This window comes from Panacibacter ginsenosidivorans (assembly GCF_007971225.1).
Taxonomy (GTDB): domain Bacteria; phylum Bacteroidota; class Bacteroidia; order Chitinophagales; family Chitinophagaceae; genus Panacibacter; species Panacibacter ginsenosidivorans.
The window spans coordinates 279113-295024 of sequence record NZ_CP042435.1; the positions used below are offsets into that span (position 1 = coordinate 279113).

Annotated in this window: 6 protein-coding genes; all 6 read right to left on the reverse strand. The window is 37.7% G+C overall.

All coding sequences use genetic code 11. The annotated features are described in order from the left end of the window. Positions 1-89 precede the first annotated feature (89 nt). The 6 genes from FRZ67_RS01145 to FRZ67_RS01170 all read right to left on the reverse strand — a co-directional run bounded on the left by FRZ67_RS01145 (position 90) and on the right by FRZ67_RS01170 (position 15746). Positions 90-2441 carry an ABC transporter permease gene (locus tag FRZ67_RS01145; RefSeq protein WP_147187777.1) on the reverse strand — a complete coding sequence of 784 codons (2352 nt, stop codon included), beginning with the start codon at positions 2439-2441 and terminating at the stop codon, positions 90-92. A 228-nt stretch (positions 2442-2669) separates the two neighbouring features. Beyond that, positions 2670-5105, reverse strand: a complete 2436-nt coding sequence (locus FRZ67_RS01150) for an ABC transporter permease (protein ID WP_147187778.1) — start codon at positions 5103-5105, stop codon at positions 2670-2672. A 214-nt stretch (positions 5106-5319) separates the two neighbouring features. Continuing rightward, on the reverse strand, positions 5320-7761 hold the full coding sequence (locus FRZ67_RS01155) for an ABC transporter permease (protein WP_147187779.1): 2442 nt from the start codon (positions 7759-7761) through the stop codon (positions 5320-5322). A 356-nt stretch (positions 7762-8117) separates the two neighbouring features. After that, a complete protein-coding gene (locus FRZ67_RS01160; protein ID WP_147187780.1) occupies positions 8118-10499 on the reverse strand; it encodes an ABC transporter permease in 2382 nt (793 codons plus the stop codon). Between the two features lie 204 nt (positions 10500-10703). Further along, positions 10704-13127, reverse strand: coding sequence for an ABC transporter permease (locus FRZ67_RS01165; protein WP_147187781.1), 2424 nt, complete (start codon positions 13125-13127; stop codon positions 10704-10706). A gap of 219 nt (positions 13128-13346) precedes the next feature. Next, positions 13347-15746 carry an ABC transporter permease gene (locus FRZ67_RS01170; protein ID WP_147187782.1) on the reverse strand — a complete coding sequence of 800 codons (2400 nt, stop codon included), beginning with the start codon at positions 15744-15746 and terminating at the stop codon, positions 13347-13349. Positions 15747-15912: the final 166 nt, after the last annotated feature.

The window sequence follows — 15912 nt, forward strand, 5'->3', positions numbered from 1 at the left end:
CTGTACAAGAGTGCGACGCAACGAAGATGACCCAACCCCTAAACGTGGGGCTAATAAAATCTTCTGCATTTTCAAGAGTTGGGAGCTTCTTATTCTGTTCTCAAACTCTTTACCGGGTTGCTCATAGCGACTCTTATGGTGTTCATGCATACTACAACTAACGTAAGCAGGAACATTGCTATACCAACCAATACAAAAAGCCAGATACTAATGCTGATGCGATAATCATACTTGCTTAACCAATTGGTCATAGCCCAATAGGTTAAGGGCACCGCAATGACAAAAGCAATTGTTACGAGTTTTAAAAATTCTTTGGATATAAGCAACAGCAACTGCTGAACACTTGCACCAAGTACTTTGCGTACACCAATTTCACGAATGCGTTTTTCGATGGTGAATGAAGCAAGGCCTGCAAGCCCAAGACAACAAATAAAAATGGCAAGACCTGAAAAAATATTCGTAAGCTTTCCTATAAGGTCTTCAGTTAAAAATTTCTTTTGAAATTCCTGGTCAACAAACTGGTACTCGAATGGTACAGTGGGATTATATTTTTTAAAGATCGTTTCAATGGATGCCATTGCTTTTTGCGGTGCAACACCATCTTTCAAACGAAGCGTATTCATAGAAGAACCGTTGCCATCATATACCATTAACATTGGATATGCGGGTTCGAATGGAGAAGTCATGATCACATTATCTGAAACACCAATAACCGTGTAGTTTCTGCCATACCGCATTTGCATACCTACAGGGTTTTTTAGTTTCATTGCATCAACAGCAGCTTTATTCAGGATCATGGAAGTTGAATCTGCAGGTGTTCCTGAAAAATCTCTTCCCTGCAACATTTTAATGCCCATTGTTTTAGTAAAATCAACATCAACTGCAAGCCCACCCATGATGATTTGGGAATTGGCAGGTTTGCCATCATAATCAGGTGCGCCCGTATTCCACCATACTTCTGTTATTGGCGAAGATGTTCTTGTAACATTGCTGATCAAACCCGTTGAAAGTAATTCCTGCTTTATTACGTCATAGCTTTTATCTGTATCTGGTGTAGAAGGAATCATAACAAGGTTATTGGGATTATAACCCATATCGCGGTCTTTTACATGTTGTATTTGCTGGTAAACAATGATCGTTGCCGAGATAAGCAAAATAGAAATTACAAACTGTGACACCACGAGTATATGCCTGGGCATAACTGTTTTCTTCCCTGAACTTAATGTTCCTTTCAAAACTTTTACAGGATTAAAAGAGGAAAGATATAATGCAGGATAACTTCCGGCTACTAAACCGGTAAATAAAATAATGACGGTTGCAGATAACCAGAACAGTGGTTGTGTTGCATTCAATGAAAGATGTTTATCTACAAGCTGATTGAATGATGGTAATAATAGCAGCACTGCAATAATAGCAATTACAAAAGCGATCAATGTTAAGATCATTGACTCAAAGAAGAATTGCAGTATCAATCTTTTCTTGTTTGAACCAAGGGTTTTTCTTATACCTACTTCTTTTGCACGTTTTTCACTTCTTGCAGTGGAAAGGTTCATGAAGTTGATGCATGCGATCAATAAAATGATAATTGCTATTACAGAAAATAAGTGCACATATTCTATCATGCCGCCGGTGTTTACACCATTATCAAAATCACTGTAGAGGTGCCAGTGACTCATTGGAAAAGCGAAGTATGTGCTTATCTCATCCTTGCCATGCGCTCGTTTTACTTTGGTAATTGTTTTATTCAGCAGACTTGTATCAACGTTGGGAACTGTTTGTACAAAAACATTCCATGAAGAATTTACCCATTCACCCATTGCATTTTTTGTATCAGGATCATTGTAGTTAAAAGGCGTGATCCAATCAAACCGGAAGGTAGAATTACCCGGAGCGTCTTCAACAACTGCTGTAACTTTTACATCCTGACTGTTATCAAAACGTATTACTTTATTAATAGGGTCTTCATTTCCAAAAAAGGCTTTTGCTGCAGATTCAGAAAGTACAATCGAGTTGGGATCTTTTAATGCAGTAGCTGCACTTCCTTTGATGAATTTCCACGAGAACATATCAAAGAAGTGATCGCTTACTATATAACCTTCTTTTTTTATTTTGTCTTCACCATGAGCAAGCACACGCTGTTGTTGGTATGTTGTAACAACTGCATGCTTTATCTGCGGAGAGCTATGTTCCAGTTCACTTGCAAGCGGAAGTACCATGCTTCTGTCTGTAAACACCTGGTTATTGAAATCGCGGTTAGCAATAACCTGATAGATATTGTCGTAGTTCTTTTGAAATTTATCATAAGTCAATTCATCATATACCCACAAAAGAATAAGCATGGTACATGTAATGCCAATTGTAAGACCTAAAATATTCGTTATAGAAAATCCCTTGTTGCGAAATAAATTTCTCCACGCAATTTTTAAATAATTTCTTATCATAAGTTATAGTTGTAATTTTTTGTACTTAGCATTTGTTCTTTACTCATCGCCTGTTGTGTCACTCACTTGTACGTTGGTGCTTTATGCTGCTTTTAGCCGTTCACCTTTAGCTAGTAACTTGCAGCCAAATGTTAATAGTTATTCTTCAGTACAAGAGTGCGACGCAACGATGCTTTATTGTTATTCTTCACCCTGTCTCATAAAAATTCTTTTTGAAGTTTTAAACGCTTATTCACTTCGCAAACTCTTTACAGGATTTGCTATTGCAGCTTTTATAGCCTGGAAACTTATTGTTGCCAATGCAATAATCAATGCAAGCAACGCAGCAATAATAAAAACCCACCATTGAATATTTATACGGTAAGCAAAATCCTGGAGCCAGTTGTACATTGCATACCATGCAACCGGGAAGGCAATAACTGCAGCAATGAGAACTAGTTTTAGAAAATCTTTTGATAACAACGACACGATGGTAGATGTGCTTGCCCCCAGCACTTTTCTAACACCAATTTCTTTTACGCGTTGCGTAATGGCAAATGCAGATAATCCAAATAAACCGAGACACGCTATAAATATTGCTATGCACGAAAAGATGGTAAAGATGGTGCCCTGCTTTTGTTCAGCTACATATAACTGGCTATATGTTTCATCAAGGAAAGTGGCCTGGTAAGGAACTTCAGGAAGATACTTTTTCCAGGTTTTTTCAATTGTTTTTAAAGTGCTTTGAATATTATTACCAGCAACCTGCAGTGACAGAAAATTAAAATACCCATCAGTTGCGGCATTGGCTGGATTTACCAACACCATCGGTACAATTTGTTGGTGTAATGATTCAAAATGAAAATCTTTTACAACACCAATTATTTTACCTTTTATAGATGCATACCTGAAATCTTTACCCAAAGCATCTTGCGCAGATTTCCAGCCGATGGCTTTTACCGCCGCTTCATTCAAAATAAAATTTGAAGTATCAGTTCCGTATTGTCTTGAAAAGTTTCTGCCTGCAGCAATTTGTATGTCATATGTTGAAACAAAATCATAATCAGCCACTACAAATTTTATATCTGATGTTACAGGCATTGCAGAATCTCCGGTGAATGTAGAAGCGCCCATTGCATCTAACAACCTGCCGGTTGGCACACGTGATGAACGTGTTACATTTTTTACAGCATTACTTTGTAACAGTTCGTTCCTGAAAGTTTCGTATGATGGATTAAGGTCATTAATATAAGGAAGTGTAATGATATGATCTTTATCATAACCCAATGAAGTGTTTTGCATATACTTCAATTGCTGGAATACAATAATGGTAGTAATAATTAAAACAATAGAAATGGTGAATTGCGCCACCACTAATATTTTCCTGAATGAAATATTGCTGCCATCGATTTTAAATAACCCTTTTAAAGTTTTAACGGGTTGAAAAGACGACATGAACAATGCAGGATATAAGCCCGATAAGATACCCACCACAAATGGCGTTAATAATAGTGGCACAATTACCTGCCATTTTAAAAGCATCTCTACCGATAATTCAAGACCTGAAAGCTGATTCAGCAATGGCAATGTAAAATACAGAAGAGCAAATGCCATTAAAATGGCTACCCATGCAATGAGCACTGACTCACTTAAAAACTGAAAGATCAATCCTTTTTTTCCGGCGCCCATTACTTTTCGTATACCAATTTCTCTTGCACGTAAAGCAGATCTTGCGCTTGATAAGTTCATATAATTGATACATGCAATCAATAGTATAAACAATGCAATTGCCGAGAAAATATATACACGGTTAATATCGCCATTAGGTTCAGCTTCATAATCTGTGTGAGAATATAAGTGTATGTCCGTTAATTTCTGCAGGCCGAGTGTGGTGAATTTAGAAGGAAGCTGTCCGTTGTAATCAGCACGGTTCATGTGTGCATCTATAAAGGCGGGGAAACGTGCAACCATTTTTTGCGGATCATAATGATCGGGCAGTAGTAAGTAAGTAAAGAAAGAATTGTTACCCCAGTTGGTACGTAAGTTTTCAGCGCCATAAATTGCTGAATCTTTCAGCGTATTAAATGAAAGCAGTGTACCCGGATGCATATGCGAATTTGCAGGAAACCCTTTATAGATACCGGTAACCTTCACATCATACTTATTACTTACACGCAATACTTTATTTATGGGATCTTCATTGCCAAAATATTTTTTTGCAACATCTTCACTTAACATTACAGAAAAAGGATCTTTTAAAGCAGTATTGGGATCACCCTTTAAAACATCCAGTGTAAACACATTAAACAAGTTCTCGTCAGCAAAATAAACATTCGGTTCATTAATTATTTTTTCACCGTACTTAATAGCCAGCGTTCCGGTATTAAGCAAACGTGTCATTTTTTTTATTTCCGGAAAATCGCCTGGTAAATAATATCCGAATGGCGGAGAAACAGTGCTTAAGTTTAAAGACACTACACCATCCTGGTTGTTAAAAGACCTGGTAACACGATAAATATTTTCGGCATTCTTATTATACTTATCGTAACTAAGTTCATTTATAATATACGTTGCTATCAAAAGGCAACAGGTAAGCCCAACTGTTAATCCAAATAAATTTACAAACGAGATGAACTTGTATTTCATCAAATTGCGCCACGCTATTTTGAAATAGTTTCGTATCATAACAATAGATTTTAATGTTGTGTATGATGTTTTAAAACTTATGTAACAGGCATTTTTGTTCTTTACTCAGCAACTGTTGTGTCACTCACTTGTACGTTCAGATCAATATTGAACAAACCGTACAAGAGTGCGACGCAAGAAAAGTTTAATTCATATTAAACAGTCCGGCTCCAAAAAATCCATCCGCAGCTCTTCACATTTGCATATCCGCACATTATTCTGTTCTCAAACTTTTCACCGGGTTTGCCAATGCTGCTTTTATTGCCTGGAAACTCACTGTTATCAATGCAATGGCCAATGCAGTAAAGCCTGCCACAAAAAATACCCACCACTCGATGTTAATGCGATAAGCATAATCTTTTAGCCAGTTACTCATGGCAAGCCATGCCACCGGGAAGGCAATAACACATGCAATAATTACCAGCACTAAAAAATCTTTTGAAAGCATAGTAACTACATTTCCGGTTGAAGCGCCTAATACTTTTCTGATACCTATTTCTTTGGTACGCTGCTCTGCCATATAAGTTACCAGCCCAAACAAACCAAGACACGCAATAACAATTGCAAGCACTGCAAATGTTATTGCTATATATCCTGCACGTTGTTCGCTGCGATACATTTCATTAAAAGAATCATCCATAAAGCGATAACTGAATGGCATGCCTGGTGCCATTGCTTTCCATTTGTTTTCTATTTGTTTTATCAGGCCATCTGCATTAGCAACATTGATCTTAAATGATATTAGTCCTGTACTGTTACCCAGCAGCATACAAAGCGGACCAATGTTTTGTCGCAATGATTCAAAATGAAAATCTTTTACCACACCAATAATTTTGATAGGTATCATTGAATTATCTCCCTGAATATTTGATGGCACATACATCATTTTTCCAATCGGGTCGCTATAGCCTAACAGTTTGGCGGTTGTTTCTGTAATAAGCATGGCACTTGAATCTGAGCCGAACTCTTTTGAGAAATTCCTGCCCTTCACTATTTCCATTCCCATTGTTTTTATATAATCATAGTCTATCCGCCATGTTTGCATATCAATACCATTTTTAAAATCCATTACGGCTTCTTTTGAATAAGTATTATCACTGCGGGAAGAATTGGTAACAGGCAGGTATGCACTAACTGTTGCACTGCTTACGCCATTCATGGCAAGCACATCATTTTTAAATGCCTGCACATTGTTATTGAGAGCATAAGCGCCATCGACTACAAGCACCTGGTCTTTACTAAACCCAAGCTTTGTTGTTTGTATATAATGTAGCTGACTGTAAACAATAATAGTTCCGATGATAAGCATGACAGATGTGGCAAACTGGAAAACCACCAATACATTACGCAGGTTACTCTTTTTAAAACCCGTGTTAGCGCTGCCTTTTAAAACAACAATAGGTTTAAAACCTGAAAGGAATAAAGCAGGATAACTGCCTGCCAGTAAGCCTACCACAAATGGAACCAAAATAAGAAATGGCAGTATATGAATGTTCAACAGATCTTTTACGGATAAAGATTTTGCGGCCACGTCATTGAATAAGGGTAGTACAAAATATGCTATGGCAACAGCAATGATAAGTGAGATAAATGCAGTAATGGTTGATTCAACAAGGAATTGGGCAATTAATGTTTTTCTTTCGGTGCCCAATACTTTTCTTATGCCTACTTCTTTTGCGCGGCTGGCACTGCGTGCAGTACTTAAGTTCATAAAATTGATACAGGCAATAATGAGTATGAATAATGCAACTGCAGAAAAAATATATACATACTGAATATTACCAGATGGGCTAAGTTCAAAAGAATAGTCACTGTATAAATGAATTTTTGTTAATGGAATGAGTGAGTATTCAAGTTTATTGCCTGATTTTCTAAACTCATCCATACTGTTTATTTTAATGAACTGCTGCACATAAGGCAGTACATATTTAGTAATATACTGTTCAAAGCTTTTTTCAAATGCTTTATAATCTGTTCCTTTTTTAAGTAACAAATAAGTATTAAAATTATGGCTGGTATATTGCCCCCACTGGTAATCTGCATTCTTCATAGAGAGCATAAAATCCAGTTGAAAATGCGAGTTATGGGGAATGTCTTTTATAACTGCCGTTATCTTAAACGGTGTAGTTGTTTCACCATTTTTAACTTCAATGGTTTTACCCAAAACATTGGTACTGTTAAAATATTTTTTTGCCGTTGACGCTGTTATTACTACGGTATTAGGTTGGTTCAATGCGGTTTTTGCATCACCTTCAATGGCGGGTAATGTAAACACATTGAAAAATGTAGAATCAACATAGGCTATATTCTTTTCAGTAATAAATTCATTACCCTTCTTAATAAGTTTAGCACCTTCGTTTCCATAGATACGCGTGTATTCTTCTACCTGCGGGTAATCTTTTTTCAGCACCTGCCCCATCATATCAGATGTTTGTGTCATATGCAGGTCGCCGCCACCAAAGCGTATGTCAGCATTGATCCGGTAAATGCGGTCTGCATTTACATTATAACGGTCGTAACTCAACTCATCCGTTACATAAAGTGTGATCAACAAACAGGTAGCAAGGCCAATGGCAAGACCAAGTATGTTTATGGTGCTGTAACCTTTGTTTTTCCAAAGATTACGAAATGCTATTTTGAAATAATTTTTTACCATACAATTAATGTTGTGTTATGCATTTAGCATTTTTTTTGTGACGGGCTTTTGTAATTCTTTTTAGCGATTGTTGTGTCACTCACTTGTACTTTCTTATTATTACTCATCAAACACAATCTAACAGAGCATGAGCTAAAACAAAAATTTCACCAACGCTTATGCCAATATGTAAGTAGCTGTTTTTAAACAATTTAGAGGCAGGCTAAAAAATGAGGTGTTCGATAATGAACACCTCATGTGCGATGATGAACGATCTTTAAATGTATAGCTGAATAATGATCAGAAACCTGAAAAGTGCGACGCAAGAATAGCTTAATATATATCCAGCAATCCGGCTCAAAAAATTCACCCGCATATTATTCAGTTCTCAAACTCTTCACCGGGTTTGCCAGTGCTGCTTTTATTGCCTGGAAACTTACTGTTAATAATGTAATCAGTAATGCACCCATAGCTGCTGCTGCAAAAACCCACCATGCAATAGGTGTTCTGTATTCGTATCGTTGCAACCATTCGTACAGGTAATACCACGCAATAGGAATAGCAATAAAACAGGAGATGACAACCAGTACCACAAAATCTTTTGATAACATTCCCCAGAGATTGAAAACAGAAGCGCCTAATACTTTTCGAACACCAATTTCTTTAGTGCGTTGTTCTGCTACAAAAGATGCAAGACCAAACAAACCAAGACAGGAAATAAAAATGGCTAGTATTGCAAAGAATGTAGCAATGTTACCTATGCGCTCTTCATCTTCAAATTTTTTGGCGTATTCTTCATCGGTAAACTTGTAATCGAAAGGCGCACCGGGATTATATTTTTTAAATACTGTTTCTATTTTAGCAAGCGCCTCACGTGCAGGCACTGTTGGCTTTATCCGAACAGTGATCACACTGGCCCAATCCATGTTTAAAGTAAATATGGTAGGTTTTACAGGTGTATACGGAGACTCCATTACCATATCTTTTATCACACCTACTACATTGTAGTTTTTATCATTCCATTTAATATTCTTACCAACAATATTTTTGAGACCAGTAAGCTTTACAGCTGATTCATTAAATATCAGGGCTGTACTGTCGGTAGCAAAATCCTTTGAAAAATCACGGCCTTCTTTTATTTGCCACCCAATGGTCTTCCCAAAATCATAGGTTGTTGCTACAATACCAAATAACGGTAATGAGTTGGGGTCTTTCCCTTCCCAGTTAAATCCAATTTGATTAGACCATACATTTGTAACAGGGCTTGATGATTGTGCCATGTTCTCAACGGCCCCAGTAGCAATCAAATCACCTCTTATGGCATCGTAATGTCCATATATATCCGGCGTGCTCATGTCTATCGTTATTAAACCTTCGCGTGTATAACCAACAGGCCTGTCTTTTGCAAATTGTATTTGTCTGAATACAATGATGGTACCTATGATCAATGCTATAGACACGGTGAATTGTATAACCACCAATACTTTGCGGGGAAGTGAAGCAAAACGGCCAACCCGAAATGTTCCTTTCAACACTTTGATGGGTTCAAAGCCGGATAAATAAAATGCCGGATAACTTCCGGAAATAAGTCCTGTAAAAAATGTAAATCCAATCGTAAGTACCCAAAACCAAACATTACTCCATGGTATTGACATTTCTTTATCTGCTATACTATTAAAAAAAGAAAGCATCAGTTGAACAAGACCGATAGAAACAATAAAAGCAATGAAGGCTACCAATATTGATTCAGAAAGAAATTGACCAATCAACTGCTGTCTTAATGAACCCACCGTTTTACGAATACCAACTTCTTTTGCACGTTTCTCACTTCGTGCTGTTGCAAGGTTCATAAAGTTTATGCACGCAAGCAACAATACAAAAACACCAATAACCCCAAACAACCAAACAAATTCTATCCTTCCTCCAACTACTTTTCCATTTTCAAACTTATTATACAAGCGCCACTTGTCCATAGGCTGCAAAACAAGTTCTTCCTTACCATCTTCCGCTTCTTTAAGATGGATCATAGAAGCGTTCTTTATTTTTTGTGTTGTCTTAGCTATATCCACATGATCATTTACCTGCACAAAAGCCTGCCAGGAGTGATTGCCCCATTGTGTCATTGCATTCTTCATCCAATCCTCTGTAGTAATATACTTTTCCCATGGCAGTAATATTTTAGTAGTGTAAAGCGTGGTATTGCGTGGCAAATCTTCATATACACCTGTTACTTTATAGCTATCCTTGTTATCAAGTTTTACCATTTTGTTCATTGCATCATCATTGCCAAACAACGTTTTTGCAATTGATGCACTTAACAGAATAGATGATGGATCTTTAAGACTATTCTTATCTCCCTTTATCATTTTCAAAGAAAACATTGATGGGAACACAGCTTCCACCCACATGCCTTCTGAATTTATTTTTTTATCCCCTACTGCCAGTATGTGCCCGAAATTCCAGGACGCCATAGACACCGCTTTAAAATCGCTTCCGTATTTTGTACGCAGTTCATTTCCTAAAGGCATCGCAACAGCCTCGCCGGTTCCGGTGTGGCCGTTGAAAGTTTGCGTGGTCATCACCTGGGCTAGTTGCGCATGATTTGTATGATACTCATTAAAGGTTAGTTCATCCCATATCCACAACCCAATCAATATTGCAACGGCCATCCCAATAGAAAGGCCAAGTATATTAATAGCGGAATAGGCTTTGCTTTTGCGCAGGTTTCGCCAGGCGATTTTTAAATAATTCTTGATCATAAAAAAAAGTTATAAGTGGTATGTGTTATTTTATATTTTTTGAAGTCGTCTGTTGATCATTACCCGTCTTTCGTTGTGTCACTCACTTGTACGTTCAGTTCATTATTGAACAAAGTGTACAAGTGTGCGACGCAACGAAAGTTCAATTCATATTCTACTGTCCGGTTCAAAAAAAATTTTCTTCATTCGCACTTTTACACATTATTATTCTGATCTCAAACTCTTTACAGGATTTGCAACGGCGGCTTTTATAGCCTGGAAACTTAATGTTAGCATTGCAATCACCAACGCAGCAATTGCTATAACTGCAAACATCCACCACTCAATATTTATACGGTATGCAAAATCCTGTAACCATTGATGCATAAAATAATAGGCCACCGGAAATGCAAGCACTATTGATATCAGTACAAGTTTGATGAAATCTTTTGCAAGCAGGCTGGTTATGTTCATAGCACTTGCGCCAAGTACTTTTCGTATGCCTATTTCTTTGGTGCGTTGTTGTGCCACAAAAGTTACCAATCCAAGTAAACCCAAACAAGCTATCATAACTGCAATAGCAGTAAAGACATCAGTGATTTGTGCAATGCGTGTTTCTGATTCATACACCTGTGCAAATTTTTCGCTGAGAAAATTGTATGAGAATGGCTGTGCAGGTACGGTTTCATTCCATACCTTTTGCAGATTTTTTATTAGTGATGATGCATCTTTTGTCTGGAAACGTACACATACATACAAGGGGCTTGTGCCTTCAAAAACAGCCAAAGGGCCAATCTTATCTCTAAGGCTGTTATAATGAAAGTCTTTCATAATGCCTACAATCCTAAAAGTTCTTAAGTGTTCTGCATCTTCTCCGGGAAGGCTTAGCTCCTGGCCGACAACAGGTTTACCCGGATAACCAAATGACTGCGCCAAAGTTTCATTGATCAACACAGAGGAGCTATCGGATGTAATCTCTTTTGAAAAATCTCTTCCTGCTGCAATACTTATTCCCATTGCTTTTACGTAGTCGGGATCTACCCAGAAATTGCTTACCAGCACCGTATTTTCAGTAGATGGGTTTCGCCCTTTTATGATGGAAGTGGTATTACGCTCATCACCAACAGGGAGTATATTAGCAGAAGTAACACTTTTTACAGCCGGCAATTCTAATAGCTTTTGTTTTAATACCGGGAATTTATCCTGTAGCAGATATGCATCATTAATTGCAACAACTTCTTCTTTGTTAAACCCTACATTCTTATTACGTATATACTGCATCTGTTGATACACTATCAAAGAGGATATCAGTAAAACTGTTGTTATAAAAAACTGGAACACTACAAGTCCGCTGCGTAAAGTATTTTTTGATCGTATTGCTACTGAACCTTTCAGCACTTTAATAGGTGCAAAAGCTGATAAGAACAATGCCGGGTAAATCCCTGCCGCAAAGCCGGTGATAAAACCCAGGGCAAGGGAAGGCAGTAAGAAATGCATGGTAAGCAGATCTTTTATTTCAAAAGTTTTTCCTGAAAGCTGGTTCAACGCGGGAAGCATAAAACATAGTAGCACGAAAGCAAATAGCCATGCCGTAAAACTTAACAAAAGACTTTCGCCTAGAAATTGTCTTATAAGATCGAAACGCAAAGCACCTGACACTTTTCTTACACCTACTTCTTTTAGCCTTGTAGCCGCCCGTGCCGTAGCAAGGTTCATAAAATTGATACAAGCCAATGCCAGGATCAATAGCCCAACAATTGAAAATATATATACATATTTTATGTTGCTGTTTACAGCAAGCTCGTCGTCAAGTTCAGAATACAAATGAATTTTTGTTACCGGAAACATTTCAACCTTTACATAATTGCCTGCTTTTGTAAACTCATCCCACGAAGTATTGAGATATTGCTTTACAACAATGGTCATTTTCTTTACAAAAAGATCAGTAGCAGCCTTTGATAATTTCGCTGCGTCTGTTCCGGGCTTTACAACAAAATATGTTTGATAATTCGTACTTCCCCAATTTTCGACGCGGCTATCTTCCACAGACGACATAGAAAGAAACAGATCACATTTGAAATGTGTATTTACCGGAATATCTTTCATAACGCCGGAAACAATGTACAATTTATCATTATCCACCTGCATTGTTTTGCCCATGGGATCACTATTGCCAAAGTATTTTTTTGCCGTTGCTGCAGATATTACAACAGATCCTGGCATTGTTAAGGCAGTGGCGGGATTTCCGCGGAGCAATGGAAAATTAAACACCTGGAATAAAGTGCTGTCTGCATACAGCACATTTTGTTCATTAAAAGAAACGTTATCAAACTTTACTACAGATCGACCATTAGGCTTAAGCCTGCACATTGTTTCTATCTGTGGCAATGCTCTTTGTAACTCAGGCCCTGCGGGTGCAGGCGATTGTGCTGTATTGGCCAGCTGATCTCCGATTTTACCATAAAAATTTAAACGATAAATGCGGTCTGCAGCTTTATGATAATTATCGTAGCTAAGCTCATTGGTTACAAAAAGAAAGATAAAACCAGCGCAAAGAATTCCAATGGTAAGCCCGCTTATATTCAAAAATGAGTATAGTTTGTATTTTGCAAGATTTCTCCAGGCTATTTTCAAAAAATTTTTAAACATAGAGAAAAATTTAAGTTACATGTAGTACGATATAAGTTTGATTATGTTACCAGCTTTCGCTATTTTTTTAAACTCCTGTTGTGTCACTCACTTCATCGTTCAGCTCATTGTTGAACAAAAGCGTAGAAGAGTGCGACGCAACGAAAGTTTAATTAATGTTCAGCAGTCTGGTTCAAAAAAATTCTTTATTCACGATTGACGACTCACCATTCACGATTATTATTCCGTTCTTAAACTCTTTACGGGGTTCATCAATGCAGCTTTTAATGAATGATAACTAACCGTTATCAATGCTATCAACACCGTTACAATTGCAGTGGCTATAAAAACGTACACTTCTATAGGTACGCGGAATGCATAATCCTGCAACCATTTATTGCCGGCCCACCATGCAAGCGGTGCAGCAATAAGAATAGCAATACCTACCAGTTGCAAAAAGTTTTTAGCGACCAGTAATGTAATGCTGCTGAGATTTGCACCAAGTACTCTTCTTATACCAATTTCTTTTGTGCGCTGAACAGTGGTAAATGCAGCAAGGCCGAACAAACCAAGACAGGCCAGTATGATAGCAAGAGCCGCAGCCATACTGAACAACACAGAGGTGCGTTGCTCTGCGAGATATAATTTATTATAACTGTCATCCAGGAAATGATAATTGAATGGCCTGTCCGTTACACGTTGTTTCCAAACCATTTCCAAACGTGCTAATACAGACTGCACATCATTATCATTAACGCGTATAATGAAATTGCGGGAGAAATCACGGCCAAGAAAAATAAGCATTGGCCCGATAGGATCATGCAGGCTGCTGAAATTAAAATCTTTTACAACGCCAACTACAGGGCCCATTGCTCTGTTTTCAATTATTCTGCCAATTGATTCCTGTGGGGTCCATCCTATTTTCTTTGCCAGCGTTTCGTTGATGATATAAGGCTGCTGATAATTTGCGTAATTATTTGTCGTGTCCATCAATGCAAAATCTGACTGCAGAAAATCACGGCCTGCCACTAACTGCATCTTTGTTGTTTTTGTAAAGTCGAGATCAACCGGCATGGCATTTAGTGAAATTTCATGTTTACCCTTTTCATCAGTTGCAGTGATTCCATCACCCCATCCAACATATTCAGGCGTATCGTATGATGCAGTAACGCTCTCCACACCTTTCACCTGCAGGAATGCATCTTTTAAACTTTGAAAATTTTGTGTCATATTGCCGCCAATAGGCAGCACTACTAAATGATCTTTATCGTAGCCAAGATTTTTCGTTTGCATGTAATGCATCTGCTGCAGAATAATAATGGTATATATGATCAGGAAAACAGAAATACCAAACTGTGCTACTATTAAGGTCTTGCGAAGTATATTACTACCACCCGTAAAACTGAATCCTTTTTTTAGCACACCAGAGATCTTTGTACCCGATAAGACCAATGCAGGATAAAGACCTGCAAAAAAACTTACCGCAAGTGAAAATAAGATCAATGCAATAATGGGCAAAAGCTGCAACAATACTTCAGCCGTAAATTGTTTTCCTGTAATGTTGTTGAAATAGGGGATCAATAAAATACTGAGTACAAATGCAAGTATAGCTGCAATGCAGGTAATTACAGAAGATTCTCCCATGAACTGCATAAACACCATACGCTTTGATGCACCCATTACTTTACGCATACCAATTTCCCCGCTTCTTCCGGCAGATTGTGCAGTAGCAAGATTGGTGTAATTGGCGCAGGCAATAATCAAAATCAGCAATGCGATCAACGCAAACATGTATATATACGTAATGCTGCTGTTAGGTTCAAACCCGGGTAGCGAAGAATATAAATGCACTTTTGCCAGTGGCTCTAAAGTATATCTGAGGTAATCATTATCCTTTAAACCGGCATCTGTTCTTAATGCAGTTGATTTTGTATAATCATTAATCTGTTGCTGCAATTGCGCAATGTTTTTTTCATCACGCACCAGCATGTAAGTAACCCAATTTGCCGTCCACCATGTTTCTTCTTTTACATTATTACCAAGGTTCATGAACTGTGTAACAAAATCAAATTTTAGTTGTGAGTTCTGCGGAACATCTTCGATCACCGCAGATACGCGCAAATCTTTGCCGCCACTGGTAAGCGTTTTGTTGAGTGCATCTTCCTTACCAAAATATTTTTTAGCCATTGATTGGGTAATAACAATTTTATCAGGCGCATTTAATGCAGTGGATGCATCTCCTTCAACAAGGTGAAAAGAAAACATTTTAAAAAATGGCTCATCTGCATACAATATGCGTGGTTCATCAAAAATTTTATCTCCGCTCTTTACTACGTTATGACTGATAAAAGTTCGTGCATATTCTTCTACTGATGGGAACATGCGTTTAAATTGCGGACCAACCTTGGTTCCGGTGGTGGCTACGGCATTGTCTGTTCCTGCACTGCCGTATGTCATCGTTACACGTACAATCCTGTTGGCATTTGTATTGAATTTATCATAACTCAATTCATGATTGATGTACACGCCGATCAGCAGGCAGGCTGTAAGCCCGATCGTTAAACCAAAAATATTTATTGCAGAGTATAATTTATTTTTCTGCAGGTTACGCAATGCTGTTTTAAAATAATTCCTGAACATCTGTTATAAATTATAATTAGTATGTAATAAGTTTTATGTACTGAACTTTTATTCTTTACTGTTCTTCGTTGTGTCACTCACTTCTGCGTTCAGATCAATAATGAACAAAGCGTACAAGTGTGCGACGCAACAATGCTTAATCTATATTCTTGAGCCTGATGCAAAA